The organism is Bradyrhizobium sp. A5 (assembly GCF_042076515.1).
GTDB lineage: Bacteria > Pseudomonadota > Alphaproteobacteria > Rhizobiales > Xanthobacteraceae > Bradyrhizobium > Bradyrhizobium cosmicum.
Window position 1 is genome coordinate 2,493,870 of the sequence record NZ_CP148990.1, and the last position, 17,277, is coordinate 2,511,146.

General features: G+C 64.5%; 17 protein-coding genes and 1 pseudogene. 8 read left to right on the plus strand and 10 right to left on the minus strand.

Annotation, left to right across the window (positions count from 1 at the left end; genetic code table 11):
• The first annotated feature begins 147 nt into the window (after positions 1-147).
• Entirely contained in the window at positions 148-2,358 is a 2,211-nt protein-coding gene (gene purL, locus WHZ77_RS11800) for a phosphoribosylformylglycinamidine synthase subunit PurL (protein ID WP_375313819.1), read from the plus strand.
• Positions 2,359-2,473: 115 nt separating this feature from the next.
• On the opposite strand, the gene WHZ77_RS11805 is transcribed toward purL, so the two are convergent.
• Entirely contained in the window at positions 2,474-3,661 is a 1,188-nt protein-coding gene (locus tag WHZ77_RS11805) for an acyltransferase (RefSeq protein WP_375313820.1), read from the minus strand.
• A gap of 179 nt (positions 3,662-3,840) precedes the next feature.
• On the opposite strand from WHZ77_RS11805, the gene WHZ77_RS11810 reads away from it, so the two are divergent.
• Positions 3,841-4,014 (plus strand): DUF1328 domain-containing protein, encoded by a 174-nt coding sequence (locus WHZ77_RS11810; protein WP_007612121.1) that lies wholly within the window; start codon positions 3,841-3,843, stop codon positions 4,012-4,014.
• A 66-nt stretch (positions 4,015-4,080) separates the two neighbouring features.
• Here the strand turns inward: WHZ77_RS11810 and WHZ77_RS11815 are convergent, their stop codons facing one another.
• On the minus strand, positions 4,081-4,440 hold the full coding sequence (locus WHZ77_RS11815; RefSeq protein ID WP_375313821.1) for a DUF427 domain-containing protein: 360 nt from the start codon (positions 4,438-4,440) through the stop codon (positions 4,081-4,083).
• A gap of 200 nt (positions 4,441-4,640) precedes the next feature.
• Here WHZ77_RS11815 and WHZ77_RS11820 point away from each other — a divergent pair, with 200 nt between their 5' ends.
• Both WHZ77_RS11820 and WHZ77_RS11825 read left to right on the plus strand, forming a co-directional pair.
• Positions 4,641-4,877, plus strand: a complete 237-nt coding sequence (locus tag WHZ77_RS11820; RefSeq protein WP_015685068.1) for a BolA family protein — start codon at positions 4,641-4,643, stop codon at positions 4,875-4,877.
• A 39-nt stretch (positions 4,878-4,916) separates the two neighbouring features.
• On the plus strand, positions 4,917-6,110 hold the full coding sequence (locus WHZ77_RS11825; RefSeq protein ID WP_375314708.1) for a low temperature requirement protein A: 1,194 nt from the start codon (positions 4,917-4,919) through the stop codon (positions 6,108-6,110).
• 13 nt (positions 6,111-6,123) lie between these two features.
• On the opposite strand, the gene egtD is transcribed toward WHZ77_RS11825, so the two are convergent.
• Positions 6,124-7,095 carry an L-histidine N(alpha)-methyltransferase gene (gene egtD, locus WHZ77_RS11830; protein ID WP_375313822.1) on the minus strand — a complete coding sequence of 324 codons (972 nt, stop codon included), beginning with the start codon at positions 7,093-7,095 and terminating at the stop codon, positions 6,124-6,126.
• Between the two features lie 51 nt (positions 7,096-7,146).
• On the minus strand, positions 7,147-8,445 hold the full coding sequence (egtB, locus tag WHZ77_RS11835; RefSeq protein ID WP_375313823.1) for an ergothioneine biosynthesis protein EgtB: 1,299 nt from the start codon (positions 8,443-8,445) through the stop codon (positions 7,147-7,149).
• A gap of 240 nt (positions 8,446-8,685) precedes the next feature.
• On the opposite strand from egtB, the gene grxD reads away from it, so the two are divergent.
• Genes grxD through WHZ77_RS11855 form a run of 4 tightly spaced genes read left to right on the plus strand, consistent with a single transcriptional unit; the run spans position 8,686 to position 12,163 of the window.
• Positions 8,686-9,012: a Grx4 family monothiol glutaredoxin gene (gene grxD, locus WHZ77_RS11840; RefSeq protein WP_041748800.1), complete on the plus strand. Its 327-nt coding sequence runs from the start codon at positions 8,686-8,688 to the stop codon at positions 9,010-9,012.
• 3 nt (positions 9,013-9,015) lie between these two features.
• Entirely contained in the window at positions 9,016-9,567 is a 552-nt protein-coding gene (locus WHZ77_RS11845) for an O-acetyl-ADP-ribose deacetylase (protein WP_375313824.1), read from the plus strand.
• Positions 9,568-9,612: 45 nt separating this feature from the next.
• Positions 9,613-10,899, plus strand: coding sequence for a serine hydrolase domain-containing protein (locus tag WHZ77_RS11850; RefSeq protein ID WP_375313825.1), 1,287 nt, complete (start codon positions 9,613-9,615; stop codon positions 10,897-10,899).
• Complete coding sequence (locus tag WHZ77_RS11855) at positions 10,880-12,163, plus strand: serine hydrolase domain-containing protein (protein ID WP_375313826.1); 1,284 nt, start codon at positions 10,880-10,882, stop codon at positions 12,161-12,163. The genes WHZ77_RS11850 and WHZ77_RS11855 overlap by 20 nt, the downstream gene beginning before the upstream one ends.
• A gap of 63 nt (positions 12,164-12,226) precedes the next feature.
• Here WHZ77_RS11855 and WHZ77_RS11860 read toward each other — a convergent pair.
• The 6 genes and pseudogenes from WHZ77_RS11860 to murI form a co-directional block, all read right to left on the minus strand.
• Positions 12,227-13,293: pseudogene (locus WHZ77_RS11860) on the minus strand (threonine aldolase family protein).
• 88 nt (positions 13,294-13,381) lie between these two features.
• A complete protein-coding gene (gene rpsD / locus WHZ77_RS11865; protein ID WP_270161158.1) occupies positions 13,382-13,999 on the minus strand; it encodes a 30S ribosomal protein S4 in 618 nt (205 codons plus the stop codon).
• A gap of 197 nt (positions 14,000-14,196) precedes the next feature.
• Positions 14,197-14,964, minus strand: coding sequence for an acyltransferase (locus tag WHZ77_RS11870; RefSeq protein WP_375313827.1), 768 nt, complete (start codon positions 14,962-14,964; stop codon positions 14,197-14,199).
• Between the two features lie 106 nt (positions 14,965-15,070).
• A complete protein-coding gene (locus WHZ77_RS11875; protein WP_375313828.1) occupies positions 15,071-15,454 on the minus strand; it encodes a cupin domain-containing protein in 384 nt (127 codons plus the stop codon).
• Positions 15,455-15,521: 67 nt separating this feature from the next.
• A complete protein-coding gene (locus tag WHZ77_RS11880; RefSeq protein ID WP_375313829.1) occupies positions 15,522-16,295 on the minus strand; it encodes an HpcH/HpaI aldolase/citrate lyase family protein in 774 nt (257 codons plus the stop codon).
• A gap of 73 nt (positions 16,296-16,368) precedes the next feature.
• The gene (gene murI / locus WHZ77_RS11885; RefSeq protein ID WP_375313830.1) at positions 16,369-17,166 is read right to left on the minus strand and encodes a glutamate racemase; all 798 of its coding nucleotides are present in this window, start codon (positions 17,164-17,166) and stop codon (positions 16,369-16,371) included.
• Between the last annotated feature and the right edge of the window lie 111 nt (positions 17,167-17,277).

Below are 17,277 nucleotides of genomic sequence, written 5' to 3' on the forward strand. Positions count from 1 at the left end.
AATCCGATCCGTCAGCGCCTTGCAATTCCTGTTCCCGCCGACCCCGCCTGCAAAACGTGGGACAGCGGGAAAATGCTTGATAAAGGGCTTTTCGTAGGCCCCCGATGTTCCTAAGAACGGCCACAGCACGCCGAAAGCCCCGAATCCATGAAGAACGAACCCAAGATCACCCCCGAACTGGTTGCCGCCCACGGGCTCAAGCCCGACGAGTATGAGCGCATCCTGAAGCTGATCGGGCGGGAGCCGACTTTCACCGAGCTCGGCATCTTCTCGGCGATGTGGAACGAGCACTGCTCGTACAAATCCTCGCGCATCCATTTGAAGGGGCTGCCGACCAAGGCGCCGTGGGTGATCCAGGGCCCCGGCGAGAACGCCGGCGTGATCGACATCGGCGACGGCCAGGCCGTGGTCTTCAAGATGGAGAGCCACAACCACCCGAGCTATATCGAGCCCTATCAGGGCGCGACCACCGGAGTCGGCGGCATTTTGCGCGACGTCTTCACCATGGGCGCGCGTCCGATCGCCTGCCTCAATGCGCTGAGCTTCGGCGCACCCGAGCACGCCAGGACGCGGCATCTCGTCTCCGGCGTGGTCGCCGGCGTCGGCGGCTACGGCAATTCCTTCGGCGTGCCGACGGTCGGCGGCCAGGTGCGTTTTCACACCCGCTATGACGGCAACATCCTCGTCAACGCGATGGCGGTCGGCCTCGCCGACACCGACAAGATCTTCTATGCCGCCGCCTCCGGCGTGAACATGCCGATCGTCTATCTCGGCTCCAAGACCGGCCGCGACGGCATCCACGGCGCCTCGATGGCGTCCGCCGAATTCGACGACAAGTCCGAGGAGAAGCGCCCCACCGTGCAGGTCGGCGATCCCTTCGCCGAGAAGCTGCTGCTGGAAGCCTGCCTCGAGATCATGGAGAAGGGCTGCGTCATCGCGATCCAGGACATGGGCGCGGCGGGGCTCACATGCTCGGCGGTCGAGATGGGCGCCAAGGGCGACCTCGGCGTCGATCTCGATCTCGACGCGGTGCCGACGCGCGAGACCGGCATGAGCGCCTATGAGATGATGCTCTCGGAGAGTCAGGAGCGCATGCTGATGGTGCTCAAGCCCGAGAAGGAAAAGGAAGCCGAGGCGATCTTCAAGAAGTGGGGCCTCGACTTCGCCGTGGTCGGCTACACGACGCCGAGCAAGCGCTTCGTGGTCAAGCATGGCGGCGACGTCATGGCCGATCTGCCGATCAAGGAGCTCGGCGACGAGGCGCCGCTCTATGACCGTCCGCATGTTCCTTCCGCCGCGCTGCCGGTCGTGCACGCACGCGAGGTGCCGGCGCCGATGGGCGTAGGTGCCGCGCTGGAGAAGCTGATCGGCACGCCCGACATGTGCAGCAAGCGCTGGGTCTGGGAGCAGTACGACCACGTCATTCTCGGCAACACCTTGCAGCGTCCGGGCGGCGATGCCGCCGTCGTGCGCGTGCAGGACGGGCCGAAGGGGCTGGCGCTGACCGTCGACGTCACGCCGCGCTATTGCGAGGCCGATCCTTATCAGGGCGGCATGCAGGCCGTGGCGGAAGCCTGGCGCAACATCACCGCGGTCGGCGGCAAGCCGCTCGCGATCACCGACAATCTCAATTTCGGCAACCCCGAGCGGCCCGAGATCATGGGCCAGTTCGTCGGCTGCCTGAAGGGCATCTCGGAAGCCTGCCGCACGCTCGACTTCCCGGTCGTCTCCGGCAACGTCTCGCTCTACAACGAGACCAACGGCCGCGCGATCCTGCCGACGCCCTCGATCGGCGGTGTCGGCCTGCTCGACGACTTCACCAAATCGGCGTCGCTCGCCTTCAAGGCCGAGGGCGAGGCGATCCTGCTGATCGGTGAAACGCATGGTTGGCTCGGCCAATCCGTCTATTTGCGCGACATCTGCGGTCGCGAGGAGGGCGCGCCGCCGCCGGTCGATCTCGCAGCTGAGAAGCGTAACGGCGACTGCGTGCGCGGCATGATCCATGCGGGCACCGCGACCGCCGTGCACGACCTCTCCGACGGCGGCCTCTTGATCGCTCTGGCCGAGATGGCGATGGCTAGCGGGATCGGTGCGAAGCTGCTGGCGGCGCCGGCGGCGCTGGTGCCGCAGGCCTATTGGTTCGGCGAGGACCAGGCGCGCTATCTCGTCACCGTGCCGGAGGCGGAGGCTGGTCTGGTGCTCGCCAAGATGCGCGGCTGCGAGGTGCCTTGCGTGCGGATCGGCACCACCGGCGGTGATGCGATCGCGATCGCCGGCGAAGCGCCAGTTACGATCGATGCTCTGCGCAAGTCGTTCGAAGGCTGGCTGCCGGAATATATGGGCGGCAAGGCGGCCTGAGCGCTGCCTCGACCTCAGACCCGTAGCCCCGATGGAGCGCAGCGCAATCCGGGACCGCTATCGCGTGTGGCAACACCCCGGATTGCGCTGCGCTCCATCGGGCTACGGCCCACGTCTACAACACGTGCGACGCGCCCGGAATCTTCCGTAAGCCCGCCGTCAGTCCCCAGCTCAGGATCACCGTGAGCACGAAGCCGATCGCCGCTTTCACGATCGCGGGCAATCCATAGTCGAACAGTGCATACTGGATCCACAGCGCAATCGGGTAGTGCACCAGGAACATGCCGTAGGCATCAGCCTGCATGCGGTCGAGCAGGTTCGGCCCGGGCGACTTCTGGTGCAGGAAGAAGGCGAGGATCGCGAGCAGGATCGAGCCCGAGAACAGCACGAAGAACGTGCTGTAGATCGCCTGATACCAGTGCGGCTGCGGGTCGGGATTGCCGAGGATTTCGCGCTTGATGTAGATCATCCCCCACATCAGGCAATAGGGGATCAGCGTCACGATCACCCACGTCCAGCGGCTCTTCGGCAGCTGCCCGTCGGCGCTGAGAATGCCGCGGTCGAAATTCGCAGCACCAACGCTGACGCCGATGAAGAAATACGCGAAGTAGAGCAGGATGCGGCTCGCCTGCACCGAGAACGGCCCGAGCTCGAACCATTTGCTGCCGCCGAAATAGAGCAGCGCCGGCACGTAGACGATTGCGGTGACGACGACAAGCAGCAGCCAGAACACGGCCGGCCGGTCGAAGCCGCGCAGCGAGACGCGGTTGACCGGGTCAACCAGATGCGCGGAGACCCGGTAGAGCAGGCTCGCGGTCAGGTCGAACGCCAGCAGCACCCACACGAACCAGATCGGCCCGCTCGGCCACGGGCCGACGGTGATCGTCTTCCACCAGAACGAAGCGAAGCTCAACTCGGGATCGGCCCGCAGCGCGATAGCGTAATAGGCGAGCGGAATGACGGTGAAGGCCGCGGTGACGAACGGCAGCCCGAGCCGCAACAGGCGGTCGCGCAGGAAAACCTGCGGCGCCTTGCGCGCGATGCCGGACCACGTGAACAGTCCCGACAGGAAGAAGAACATCGCCATGAAGAAGCTGTCGGTGGCGAGCACGACGACGTCGAAGCCGATCCAGGACGCGGGATCGGTGTGACCGAAATAGGTGTAGGGAAGGACGGCATGATGCAGCAGCACCACCAGCGTCAGGAAGGTGCGGGTTCGATCGAGCGACAGATTGCGCGCCCTGGCCTTTGGCGCGGCGTGCGCCTCCGCACCGATCGTCGCGGAATGTGACATCGTGATCATTGCGGCCCCGGTCGCGCTTCTTTCCCGGTCCGACTGTGCCGCCCGGAACCCGATTCAGCAAGCGCAGTTTGTGCCAGGGTACCGGCGAGGGACCGGGAGGAACCAGTTCCCCGCTCCGCAGTTAACGTTCCCGAAAAGGTCGAGCGGCCGCTGCGTGCTGCCTTGAGTCGGAGTTGGTGATGACGATCCTGAAATGGGCGCTGATTTTCTTACTTGTTTCGATCGTGGCCGGCGTGCTCGGTTTCACCGGCATCTCGGCTGCATCCGCCGACATTGCCCGCTTCCTGTTCTATGTCTTCGTCGTGATCTTCCTGGTGCTGCTGATATTGGGGCTCACGATATTCAGGGCGTAGCTGGGCTGCGCCGGCTATCGCCACCGTCGTGGCCGGGCTTGTCCCGGCCATGACGAACCCCAGTGGCTACCCCACTTCCTCGATCTTCACCTTGTCCGGATAGAAGGCGAGGTGGCCGGAAATCTCCGTCATCGCGGGGAAGGGCGTCTCGTAGGTCCAGATCGCGTTGTCCAGCGTCTTGCCGTCGGCCTTGACGCTGTAGTAGCTCGCGTCCCCCTTGTAGGGGCAATGGGTGACGCGGTCAGTGCGCTCCAGCAGCGCCATGTTGGCATCCTGCCGCGGCACATACTGCACCGCCGGATATTTGGCCTCCTTCAAGGTCAGGGCCTTGCTGGTCTCGGCGATCACAATGTCGCCGGCCATGACGCGGACACGACGCGGGTTCGGGGTAATGGTGATGGGGTGGTCGGGCCCTGGAAGCTTCATGATTTCACGCCTTTTCGATTGATCTGCCGCGCGCGGCACCTTTTCGTGCCTTTATCCTGATGGGATCAGGGATATAGTGCCTGAAGGCGTGACGTAGAAGGCCATTCACGCTAAGTTTGGGCCCTGCCGGCAAGTTTGGATTCCAGATCGGGACCCCGGCAGCGATTCGACGCCGAGCCGAGACAAGGAGCAAGACCAGAATGCCCATGGACGCCCACGATATCGAGGCGATGATCAAGGCAGCGATCCCCGATGCCGAGGTGACGATCCGTGACCTCGCCGGCGATGGCGACCACTATGCCGCGACCGTGATCTCGGAATCCTTCCGCGGCAAGTCTCGCGTCCAGCAGCACCAGATCGTCTATCGGTCCCTGCAAGGCCAGATGGGCGGCGTGCTGCATGCGCTGGCGCTGCAAACCGGGGTGCCCGGTACTTGATTTGACTGCACCTGATCTGATCGCGACGGGGGCTCGATGATGGCTGCGGACAACCCGCGCGGCGCGATGTTTCGCGTCATCGTGCCGAACCAGCACAGCCGCGTCACCAATGCCGAGCTGTTCTTCGATCTCGTCTTCGTCTTCGCCGTCACGCAGGTGTCGCATACGCTGCTGCACCATTTCACGCCGCTCGGCGCCGTGCATGTCACGGTGCTGTTTCTCGCGGTGTGGTGGGTGTGGGTCTACACGACCTGGGTCACCAACTGGCTCAATCCCGAACTGACGCCGGTCCGCATCCTGATCTTCCTGATGATGCTGGGCGGCCTCGTGCTGTCGACGACGATCCCGACCGCGTTCGAGGGGCGCGGCCTGTGGTTCGCGATCGCCTATGCGACCATGCAGGTCGGACGGACCGCGTTCTGGCTGTTCGCGACTCCGCGCCATCGAACGGCGGTCCGTCACAATGCGATCCGCATTCTGGTCTGGCTCTGCGGCTCCGCGATCTTCTGGATCCTCGGTGGCCTCGCGCATGACGAGGCGCGGCTGTGGTTATGGATTGTCGCGCTCGCGATCGAATACGTCTCGCCCGCAGCGCGGTTCTGGGTCCCGAAGCTCGGCTTCTCGTCGGTCGAGGCCTGGGCGGTCGAAGGTGGCCACATGGCCGAGCGCTGCGCCGGCTTCATCATCATTGCGCTCGGCGAAGCCGTCGTCGTCAACGGCGCGACCTTCGCCGAGCTGGAGTGGACCGCCGACAACATCCTGGCCTTCGTCTCCGCGCTGGTCGGCGCCGTCGCGATGTGGTGGATCTATTTCCACAAGGGCGCGGAAGCCGGCTCGGAATTGCTGTCGAAATCCGCCGAATCCGGCCGGCTGGCGCGGCTCGCCTACACCTATCTGCACATGCCGATCATCGCCGGCATCATCCTGACCGCGGTTTCGGACGAACTGGTGCTGAAGCACCCGACCGGACATTCCGACATGCGCACCATCGTCAGCACGATCGGTGGTCCCTTGGTGTTCCTGATTGGCACCATCCTGTTCAAATACGCGATCCGCGGCTTCCTCCAGCTCTCGCACGGCATCGGCATCCTCCTGCTGCTGGTGCTGTGGTGGTTCGCCGCCGATCTCTCGCCGTTATGGCTGTCGGTCGCGACCACGGTGATCATGATCGTCGTTGCAGTGTGGGAGTCGGTGTCGCTGGGATCGAAGCCGGAGCAGGCCGAGGAGCATTAAGCTCCCGGCGCGCTTACTCCGCCACCTCCAGCGCGTGCACTGAAAACATCTTCGCCGCATCCGTCCAGCTCTCGCGTACCCGCCAGCCGGCGCTTTGCGCCAGCGCGGCAAAACGCTCGAGGCTGTATTTGTAACTGTTCTCGGTGTGAATGCTCTCGCCCGGGCGGAACGAGAAGCTGGTGCCGAGCAGGCGCACGGTCTGGCTCTTCTTGCTGATCAGGTGCATCTCGATGCGGTGCCGCTCGCGATTGTAGATCGCGTCATGGGTGAAGGCGGACAGATCGAAATTGCCGCCGAGCTCGCGGTTGATCCGCACCAGCACATTGAGGTTGAAGCGCGCGGTGACGCCAGCCGCATCGTTGTAGGCGTCGTGGAGCACGCGCTCGTCTTTCTCGAGGTCGGCGCCGATGATCATCTGAGCGCCCCGGCCAAGGATTTGGCGCGCGCTCTTCAGGAAAGCCTGTGCCTCATGCGGCTCGAAATTGCCGATGGTCGAGCCAGGGAAGAAGCCGACCTTGGGCATTGAAGCGACTGCCTTTGGCAGTTCGAACGGCGTGGTGAAGTCGGCCGCCACCGGATAAATGCCGAGCGACGGGAAGTCCCGTTTCAGGCCGTTCGCCTGCGCCTTCAAAAAATCGCCGGATATGTCGACGGGCACATAGGCCGCGAACTTGCACTGATTGAGCAGCAGGCGGACCTTCGTGGTCGCGCCCGCGCCAAACTCGACCAGCGCCGCATGCTCCGGAATGATCTTCGCGATCTCGCTGCCACGCTCCTTCAGGATCGATAGCTCGGTGCGGGTCGGATAATATTCCGGCAGGCGCGTGATCGCCTCGAACAGCTCCGAACCGGTCGCGTCGTAGAAATATTTCGGCGACAGCTTTTTCGGCTGCTGCGACAGGTCCTCGATGGCTTCGCGGGCGAAGGCGGTGGTCTGCTCGTCGGGGAGGTGGGCTTCGGCCAAAGCGCTGGCGTGCACATTCATGATACTCTCCTGAACGCGCTGTCCGGCGCGCATTTGTCGTCGGATGTGAATTTACTCGTAATCGGCGAGCCGCAGTCCCGTGAACTGCCAGCGGTGGTGCGGATAAAAGAAGTTGCGATAGGTGATACGGCTGTGGCCTTCAGGGGTTGCAAGCGAGGAGCCGCGCAGCACCAGCTGGTTGACCATGAACTTGCCGTTGTATTCGCCGAGCGCGCCTTCGACCGCGCGATAGCCGGGGTAGGGCGAATAGGAGGAGCGGGTCCACTGCCAGACGATGCCGAAGGCATCGTTGAGCGCGCCCGCGCGGGCCGCAACCTCCCATTCCATCTCGGTCGGCAGGTGCTTTCCGGCCCAGCGCGCAAACGCATCGGCCTCGTAATAGCTGATGTGGCAGACCGGGGCGTCGGGATCGATCGGCTTGAGTCCCGCCAGCGTCATCACCTGCCATTGACCGTCGACCTCGCGCCAATGGCCCGGAGCCTGCCAGTCTTCCTTGCTGGCGGCAGCAAAGCCGTCCATCAGCCACAGCGTTGCTTTCGCATAGCCGCCGTCGCGCATGAAGGCGAGCCATTCGGCGTTGGTGACGAGATTGCGGGCGATCTTGACCGGGCCGACCAGGGCGCGATGCGCCGGCTTCTCGTTGTCGAAATGGAAGCTGTCATCGACATGCCCGACGGTGTGGATGCCCTCGTTCAGCGACAGCCAATCTTCGCCCGTCCGTATCGCGGCCGGAAAGCGCCAGTCCGGATCGTAAGCCGGGGAGACCGGATTTTGTGCGAAGGCGTGCAGGATGTCGGTGAACATCAATTCCTGATGCTGCTGCTCGTGGTTGAGCCCGACCTCGACCAGCGGCGCCAAGGCCCGGAGCTCGTCCTCGCCGGCCACGCGGAAGAATTTGACGACGGCCGCATCGACATATTCGCGGTAGGTGCCGACCTCGCCAGCGCTGGGCCGGGTGATGTCGCCGCGATGCCCCCGTGCGTGGCGCGGGCCGGCGCTGACGTAATAGGAATTGAACAGGAACGCGAAATCGGGGTGGAAGGGCCGGTAGCCGGGCGCGTGTTCACCGAGCAGAAACTGCTCCCAGAACCAGGTGGTGTGCGCCCGGTGCCATTTCGCCGGGCTTGCGTCCGGCATGGACTGGATCTGCTGGTCCTCGGGCGACAGGGGGGCGGCCCGGCGCTCGGTCTCGTTGCGGACGGTGAGAAATGCGGCTTCCAGCCGCTGGGCGAGGTTGCCCGGGGCGGAGGACGGTGACGAAATCGGGGAGGCGGCCGTAGCGGAGGCTTGTTTCGTCACGTTTTTCTCCAGACAAGACAAGAGAACGTTGTTTGCGTTGCCCGGTTCCAAAACCGGGGTTTGTCCTAGATAGGGGCTCCGTTACGGTATGAAAGTCCTGCCCGGTGATGATATTCGTGCCATCATGTAATGGGCCCCATGCGCTCACGATCGGCTGCCGAGGGGCTGTTCGCCGGCATTTTACTTTGGATGCACAACGGTTTGGGCTACATATATAGGCGGGTATCGGGTTAAATCGGCTGAGCCGGCCCGGAGTGATTGGTTAGGGCTCCGCCCCAGAAGGACATGGATATGAGCATCGAGGAATTCATCGCCAACGAAGTGAAGTCGAACGACGTGGTTCTGTTCATGAAGGGTACGCCGCAATTTCCGCAGTGCGGTTTCTCCGGCCAGGTCGTCCAGATCCTCGACCACATCGGCGTCGGCTATAAAGGCCTCAACGTTCTGGAATCCGCCGAGCTGCGCAACGGCATCAAGGAATTCTCGAACTGGCCGACCATCCCGCAGCTTTACGTGAAGGGCGAGTTCGTCGGCGGCTGCGACATCGTCCGCGAGATGTTCCAGGCCGGCGAATTGCAGCAGCTTTTGTCCGAGAAGGGCGTCGCTGTCGCGGCCTGAGGCGTGCCCGCGCTGACGCGCCGGTTCGGCGGCGCGCAGCTCGAGGTCATCGTTGCTGACATCACCACACTGAGCGTTGACGCCATCGTCAATGCAGCCAATACGTCGCTCCTTGGCGGGGGCGGCGTCGACGGCGCGATCCATCGGGCGGCCGGGCCAGACCTGGTCGCCGAATGCCGTACGCTCCACGGCTGCAAAACGGGCGAAGCCAGGATCACCAAAGGTTATCGGCTCAAGGCCGCGCATGTGATCCACACCGTCGGACCGGTCTGGAATGGCGGCACGCTGGGCGAAGACGATCTGCTGGCCTCCTGCTATCGCCGCTCGATGGAGCTGTGCCGGGAGCACGAGCTGACCTCGGTGGCATTCCCCGCGATTTCGACCGGCGTTTTCCGTTTCCCCGCCAACCGCGCCGCCGATATTGCCGTTGGTACGGTGATCGAAGGGCTCCCTGCGGCGGCATCCGTTGCTCGCGTCGTGTTCTGTTGCTCTGCAGAGCCGAGCGCCAGGCTTCATGCCGAGGCGCTTGCGCGACACAGCGGCCCTTGTGCCTGATGACGCCGTCAGTACACTCCGCCCCCCACGTTCCGGGGAGGGGCTATGATTTCACAGTCTGGACTGCGCTCGTTCGTCTGCGGCACGCTGATAGCGTTAGGAGCGGTCACGCTCGCGCGCGCTGAGGGCACCTACGAGATTCCGGCCGGCGCGCATTTCAATCAGGAGAAGCTCTCGAGGATCAGCGAGTTCTTCAAGAACGAGGTCGTGACCGGCAAGATCGCTGGCGCAACCGTGTTGATCAAACAGCACGGCAAGCCGGTCTACCACGAAGCCTTCGGCGTGCAGGACGTGGCGAGCAAGGCGCCGATCACGGACAAGACGATCTTCCGCCTGTTCTCGATGAGCAAGGCGATCACCTCCGTCGTCGCGGTGCAGTTGATAGAGGACGGCAAGATCAAGCTCGATGATCCCGTCTCGAAATACATCCCGTCCTTCGCCAATGTGAAGGTCGGCGTCGAGAAGAAGGCCGCGGACGGCACCAAGTCGCTCGAGCTCGTGCCGCCCACGCGGCCGATGACCGTGCTCGATCTGATGCGCCACACGTCCGGCGTCACCTATGGCTTCTATGGCGACAGCCTGGTGCGCAAGGCCTACCGCGAAGCCAACATCTATGCCGGCGATTTCGACCTTGCCGAGTTTGCCGAGCGGATCGCGAAACTGCCGCTGCACAATCAGCCGGGCGCGCTCTGGCAATACGGCCATTCCACCGACATCCTGGCGCGCGTGATGGAGGTCGCGACCGGCAAGCCGTTAATCGACATCATGCGGGAGAAGCTGCTGGGCCCGCTCGGCATGGTCGACACCGGATTCTTCGTCACCGACCCCGAGAAGCAGAAGTTCCTGGCGCAGCCGGTGCCGAACGACAGTGATTTCCGGGTCGGCCGGATCAACGATCCGACCGTCGTCAAGAAGATCCAGTTCGCCAGCGGCGGCATGGTCACGACCATGGCGGACTATGAGCGCTTTGCGCAGATGCTGCTCAATGGCGGCAGCCTCGACGGCAAGACCATCCTCAAGCCCGACACCTTCAAGCTGATGGTGACAGACCAGGTCGGCCCCGGCTCCGGCGTCGATCGTGATTACTTCTACTTTCCCGGCGACGGTTTTGGCTTCGGCCTCGGGCTCGCGGTCCGCACCGATCCCGGCAATGCCAAGCCGCCGCCGCCCGGCAATCTCGGTGAATTGAAGTGGGACGGCGCCTCCGGCTGCTATTTCGTGATCGACCCCAAGCAGGACATGTTCTTTGTTCTGCTGGAGCAGACCCCGACCGAGCGCCAGCGCGTGCAGCGGACATTGAAGCAGTTGGTCTATGAAGCCATGGAGAAGTGATGCGTTCGGGCGCCGCGCTCTGATCGCGGCGCTCGTCCTTCTGTTCGGGGTCGTGGGCGCGAAGGCGGGTCCGGATGGACGCGCCGCGCACAGTTTCTCGCCCGAAGGCCTGGCAAAAGTCTCGGACTACATCCGGAACGAGGTCGCCGCCGGCACGTTTCCCGGCGCGATTCTGCTGCTGCAGCAGCACGGCAAGCCGGTCTACTACCAGCAGTTCGGCGTCCGCGACGTCGCCACTGAAATTTCGATGAGCGCGGACACGATCTTCCGCCTCTACTCGATGTCGAAGCCGATCACGTCAGTCATGGCAATGATGCTGGTCGAGGAGGGCAGGCTTTCACTCGACGATCCTGTCGCGAAATACATTCCGGCGTTTGCCGGGATGAAGGTCGGCGTCGAGAAGAAGGCCGAGGACGGCAAGGTTGCGCTGGTGCTGGAGCCGCTGGAGCGTCCGGTCACGATCAAGGATCTGCTGCGCCATACCGCGGGTTTGCCTTACGGCTATCAAGGCGGCGGCGCGGTGCGCGAACTCTATGATGCGGCCAAGCTCTTCCACAGCGATCTCAGCAATGCCGATTTCGTGGCGAAGGTCGCCACGCTGCCGTTGGTTGAGCAGCCCGGCACGGTGTGGGACTACGGCCATTCCACTGACGTGCTCGGCCGCGTCGTTGAGGTGATCTCGGAAAAAACGCTGCTGCAGTTCGAGAGGGAGTGGCTGCTCGATCCGCTTCACATGACCGAGACGGCGTTCTTCGTTGCCGATCCCGCCAAATTCCCGCGTATCGCCGAGCCGATGCCGGCCGACCGCAACATCAATCCGACCACGCAGCTTCGCGATATCAGGCGGCCGGTGGCATGGGAATCGGGTGGCGCCGGCATGGTCGGCACAATCGGCGACTACGCCCGCTTCGCGCAGATGCTGCTGAACGGCGGCAGCTATGACGGGCGGCGCTATCTTAAGCCCGAGACCATCGCGCTGATGGCGTCGGACCACGTCGGCCCCGAGACCAGGATCGCGCGCGACCAGAATTATTATCCGGGCGGGAGTTCCGGTTTCGGCCTCGGCTTCGCCGTCCGCACCTCGGTGCCGTCAGGCACTTCGTGGCCGCTCGGCGAATATCGCTGGGACGGCGTCGGCGGCACCTTCTTCTTCATCGATCCCGAAGACGATTTGTTCGGGATCTTCATGGTGCAGACCCCGTCCCAGCGCGGCCGGATTCAACTGGCGTTGAAGACGCTTATCTATCAGGCGATGGGGCGGTAGACTCCCGTTTTGACGCGTTTTCTTCACGCGAACCGGTATCCACTTCACTCGAAAACGTTCTGCTTACGCCCCGCGCACGATCTCCCTGATGTGCCCGATCGTCTCCTCGATCTGGCTGGCATTGACGTCGAGATGGGTGCAGGCACGAATGCGGCCGTCCATCATCGCGAGCGTCACGCCGCGTTGGCGCAGTGCAGCGACCATCTTGTCGCCGGGGATACCGGCGCCATCGGGCTTGAAGAACACGAGATTGGTCTCGGGCTCCTGCACCTCGACGCCTGCGATCTGGGACAGGCCGCGGGCGAGCGCGCGCGCATTGGCATGGTCGTCGGCGAGGCGGTCGACGTGATGATCGAGCGCGTAGATGCACGCGGCGGCGCAGATTCCGGCTTGTCGCATCGAACCGCCGAGGCGCTGCTTCCACTGCCAGACCGCGTCGATGAAGGCACGCGAGCCCGCGAGCACGCCGCCGATCGGGGCGCCCAGACCCTTGGAGAAATCGATCCAGGCCGAATCCCACCCCGCCGTCATGTCGCGCGGAGAGATGCCGCTCGCCACCGTGGCATTGAGCAGGCGCGCGCCGTCCATGTGGGTGACGAGGCCGTGCTGCTTGGCGATTGCGACGATCTCGTCGAGCGCGGCCTTCTTCCAGATCGTGCCGCCGCCGATATTGGCGGTCTGCTCGACGCTGACGACGGTCTGCGGCGGCTGATAGCGTGTGCGCGGATGCAGCGCCTTGCGGAACGTCTCCGGCGTGAACTGGCCGTCGGCGCCCTTCAACTGCATCACCTGGAAGCCGCCGATCGCGGCATGGGCGCCACCTTCGCGGGCGATGATGTGCGCGCTCTCATGCGCCAGGATCTCGTCGCCGGGGCGGCAATGCACCAGCGTCGCCGTGACGTTGCACATGGTGCCCGACGGCATGTAGACCGCGGCCTCCTTGCCGAGCAGATCGGCGACGCGCGCGCACAGCGCATTCACGGTCGGGTCGTCGCCGACCTGCTCGTCGCCGACTCGGCGCGCGCCATCGCCTCGCGCATCGCGGGTGTCGGCTTGGTCTGCGTGTCCGAGAGCAGATTGATGCGCACCGGCGGCGCCTTGGGATCGATCGGGGGAGGGGTGTAGAGCATCAGACGCCTCCTATCGGCGGGGACGGCCACTGACGTGGCTCTAAAGAAAAAAGGCCCCGGCGAACCGGGGCCTTTCGATCATCAGATTTTAGCGCGAATAGAATTCGACGACCAGATGGGGCTCCATCTGCACCGGGAACGGCACGTCGGAGAGGGCAGGGATCCGCACGTATTTCGCGGTCATCTTGCCGTGGTCGACTTCGAGATAGTCGGGGGTGTCGCGCTCGGGAAGCTGGCTGGCCTCGAGGACGTGGGCGAGCTGCTTGGAGGCTTCCTTGACCTCGATCACGTCGCCGACCTTGAGCTGGTAGCTCGAGATGTTGACCTTGCGGCCGTTCACCTTGATGTGGCCGTGGTTGATGAACTGGCGGGCTGCGAAGATCGTCGAGACGAACTTGGCGCGGTACACGACCGCGTCGAGACGGCGCTCGAGCAGGCCGATCAGGTTCTCGCCGGTGTCACCCTTGAGGCGGCTCGCCTCGACATAGATGCCGTGGAACTGACGCTCGGAAATGTTGGCGTAATAGCCCTTCAGCTTCTGCTTGGCGCGCAGCTGCACGCCGAAGTCCGAGAGCTTGCCCTTGCGGCGCTGGCCGTGCTGGCCGGGGCCGTATTCGCGGCGGTTCACGGGGCTCTTCGGGCGGCCCCAGATGTTCTGGCCCATACGGCGATCGAGTTTGTACTTCGCCTCACTGCGCTTAGTCATCGCGTCCTCTTCAGGTACATGGTTTGAGGAAACGCGCCCTCCTGTGTGCCGGGCTAGCCCGGCACTGACAGGTCCGATCCCCAAAGCATAGGAGGCAGGACCACGGGTCGCGAAACGCTTCGCGGGCCGAAATCGGCCCGCGAGCAGGCGGCTTTTAGGTGAGTTTGGGGTTCGCTGTCAATGCGAATAGCCCCGGATCAGGTCCCAACCGCCCGGATGGGCTTCGACCCGGCTGCCCGCAATTCGACAGCGATTTCCGTGTTCAGGACCTGTTCCAGCCGGGTCAGGACCCGGGCGATGGGGGCGGCGTCGGTGACCCGGTGGTCCCAGCGGATCACGACGTGGATGGTCTCGTCGGGCTCGACCACCCCATAGCTGACTATGAACGGGCCGGGCGTGATGGGATGGAGCTCGCCGCCGCCATAGGCGGCCACCGAGCTCACCGCGAAGCTGCCGAACCAGTTGCCACGCTGCCGGCCGAAATTCAGGCCGATCGCCCAGGACAGCCGCCGGAGCGGCAGCGGCAGGCGGGTCGCCCGCATGATCTTGCGGAACATGGGCACGTCGTCGAGGGGCGCCGTCTTGGCGCGCCGGATCTCGGCATCGATCGCGGCCAGCGCCATGGCCTCCGGAGCCGCGATTCGCTGCGGCAGCACGCATTCCTCGCCGTCCTCGACCCGGGCGATAGCCACCAGCGCCACGCTCTTAGGCAGCTCGTAGAGCATAGGCCAGGGCCATTTGGCGTAGACGGTGCGCAGGATTGGCTCGTCCCTGGCGACCAAGGCAAAGGCCTTGACGAACATCGCGGCCCAGCCGGCGGGCGCCATTGCGCCGGCGCGGGCCTCCAGCAGGGGGCGGATATTGAGCGAGCGGGACAGCGAGACGAACGGTACGTCCATCGACGCGCGCATGAGGTCGCAAATCAGGCGGCGCGGCAGCGAAATGGTCTTGGGCGTCCCGCGCATCGGTCTTTCGGTTCCCGCTGATGAAAAGATGTGCAGCGAGCGGGTTCCCGCTCGCCGCTCGCTCTAGCATGAAACCAACCCGCTTGGGGCCGGTCGGTTCGCCGCATCAGGGTGCTGGCGAGGCCAGCGGCTTGGTTTTGTCGACGACGTAAACTCCAAGCACTTTCATAGCCTTATCGCCGTGGGCCTTGGCGTCATGCACGACGCCTGCGGGGATCTGGTAGGAATCGCCGGCTTTCAGGGTTTTTTCCGGCTGCCCGTCGACGAGGAGATTGAGTTCGCCTTCGAGCACGTAGCCGGTCTCGATGCCCGGATGGGTATGGCGTCCGGCCGCACCGCCCGCCGGGACTTCCGCGATGGCGGTGATGGTGTTGTAGCCGTCCGGAAATTCGACCTTCTGGAGCGGAGTACGCTTGATGCCGGTCTGCTGGGCGAACGCGGCAACGGCGAGGCCGGTAAAGGCAAGAGCGAGCAAAGTCTTTTTGAACATTGTTTCCTCCCTGGAACGGCCGACCCTAGCAGCGCAGTCGTTCCCGGCAAGGTGGCAATCGGCCTGTTCAGCGCCTGATGCCCTCGAACGCCGCCATGATGCCGCGCTGGAACAGTGACCAGTCGAAGCCGAGCGCAATGGCACGGTAGCCGCGATCGACCAGGGCGTTCGCCTGGTCGGCGGTGCGGGCGACGCCGCCGATCGGCACACCGCTTCTGAGGATGCCGGCTTCCGCGCGCGCGACCAGCTCCAGCAATTCCGGATCGTCCATCTGTCCGCGCTTGTTGATGGAGGTGGCGAGATCGCCGGGGCCGATCACCGCGACGTCGATGCCGGGCGTGGCCATGATCTCGTCGATGCGGTCGACGGCGTCGACATGCTCGATGGTGATCATGCAGATCATCTCGTCGTCGGCGCTGGCCATGTAGTCCGGCATCGACTGGCCCCACCGGAACGGCGCGTGGAAGGGACCCCACAGACGGTCGCCGCGCGGCGGATAGCGCACGCTGCGCACCGCCTTCTCGGCATCGGCGCGATTGGTGATCATCGGGAAGTTGATGCCGAAGGCGCCGATGTCCATCGGCGCTTTCGCAAGCCACGGCTCGTTCGCGGCAACCCGCACCAGCGGCGTGCATGGCGTGCCCGTGGTGGCGGCGATCATCGCGTGCGCTTCGGTCAACCCGATCGGCCCGTGCTCGAGGTCGACGATGATCCAGTCGAGCGAACGCGCCATGATCTGGACCAACTGCACGCTCGGGATGGTCGCGATCGCGCCGAAGGCGGGGCGCCCCTCGCTCCACAATTGGCGGAGTCGGTTGAGCGGCGTTGCGGGGACCGGCATGGAATGAACCCTGGAATGATCTGCGCGGGGAGGACGACGGCGAAGCCTAGCAGCACGCCGTCGGGGCGCAAAGTCAGGCCGGCGCGCGGCCGCCGAAGAACGGCGTCAGCGTGGCGCTGAGGCCATGCGCGCGGTTCGAGGTGAAGATCATCTCGGCGCCCGACTGGGCTTTGCCGCCAGCGTGTGGGCCGAGCAGGTCCGAGACGCGGCGGGCGATGGCCGGCGCCGGGTCGATCCACGCCACCGGCCAGGGCGCCAGCCGCTTCAGCCGGTCGAGCAGCAGCGGATAATGCGTGCAGGCGAGCACCACCGTGTCGGTGCGCGCACTGGAATCCGCGGGGTCGCCGACGAAGCACGGGGCGAGCTCGGCGAGGATGTCGCCGTCGCTGATCGGATGGCCGCCGAGTTCGCGTTCGGCGAGCGAGGCGAGTTCGGGTGAGCCCACCAGCGTCACCTCGCAGCCCTGCGCGAAATCGCGGATCAGCGCCTTGGTATATTCGCGCTTCACCGTGCCCTTGGTGCCGAGCACGGAGACGCGGCGGGTCTTCGATTGCGCGCAGGCCGGCTTGATCGCCGGCACCGTGCCGACGAAGGGCAGGGAATAAGCGGCGCGTAAGTGGGATAGGACCAGGGTGGACGCCGTGTTGCAGGCGATGACGGCGAGGTCAGGATCATGCGTGCCAATCAGTTCCCCCATCAGCGGCACGACGCGGGCGATGATCTCGTCCTCGCTGTGGTGGCCGTAGGGGAAAAAGGCGTCGTCGGCGACGTAGACGTAATGCGCGTCCGGGCGCGCAGCCACGACCTCACGCAGCACCGTGAGTCCGCCAAGGCCGGAATCGAACACCAGGATGGTCGGGGAATTGGTCACGTCGCTACCTTAAGGGCGTCATGGTTACCATTCGGTTTTTGGGGCGGATTTGCGGCGGGACCGATTTGGAACGATTCAATTTCGCGATTGCCGCATGTTCCCGCTATCAGC

Coding starts and splice junctions, on each gene's coding strand:
- purL (WP_375313819.1), top strand. CDS start 148: ATGAAGAACGAACCCAAGATCACCCCCGAACTGGTTGCCGCCCACGGG.
- WHZ77_RS11805 (WP_375313820.1), bottom strand. CDS start 3,661: ATGATCACGATGTCACATTCCGCGACGATCGGTGCGGAGGCGCACGCC.
- WHZ77_RS11810 (WP_007612121.1), top strand. CDS start 3,841: ATGACGATCCTGAAATGGGCGCTGATTTTCTTACTTGTTTCGATCGTG.
- WHZ77_RS11815 (WP_375313821.1), bottom strand. CDS start 4,440: ATGAAGCTTCCAGGGCCCGACCACCCCATCACCATTACCCCGAACCCG.
- WHZ77_RS11820 (WP_015685068.1), top strand. CDS start 4,641: ATGCCCATGGACGCCCACGATATCGAGGCGATGATCAAGGCAGCGATC.
- WHZ77_RS11825 (WP_375314708.1), top strand. CDS start 4,917: ATGGCTGCGGACAACCCGCGCGGCGCGATGTTTCGCGTCATCGTGCCG.
- egtD (WP_375313822.1), bottom strand. CDS start 7,095: ATGAATGTGCACGCCAGCGCTTTGGCCGAAGCCCACCTCCCCGACGAG.
- grxD (WP_041748800.1), top strand. CDS start 8,686: ATGAGCATCGAGGAATTCATCGCCAACGAAGTGAAGTCGAACGACGTG.
- WHZ77_RS11850 (WP_375313825.1), top strand. CDS start 9,613: ATGATTTCACAGTCTGGACTGCGCTCGTTCGTCTGCGGCACGCTGATA.
- WHZ77_RS11855 (WP_375313826.1), top strand. CDS start 10,880: ATGAAGCCATGGAGAAGTGATGCGTTCGGGCGCCGCGCTCTGATCGCG.
- rpsD (WP_270161158.1), bottom strand. CDS start 13,999: ATGACTAAGCGCAGTGAGGCGAAGTACAAACTCGATCGCCGTATGGGC.
- WHZ77_RS11870 (WP_375313827.1), bottom strand. CDS start 14,964: ATGCGCGGGACGCCCAAGACCATTTCGCTGCCGCGCCGCCTGATTTGC.
- WHZ77_RS11875 (WP_375313828.1), bottom strand. CDS start 15,454: ATGTTCAAAAAGACTTTGCTCGCTCTTGCCTTTACCGGCCTCGCCGTT.
- WHZ77_RS11880 (WP_375313829.1), bottom strand. CDS start 16,295: ATGCCGGTCCCCGCAACGCCGCTCAACCGACTCCGCCAATTGTGGAGC.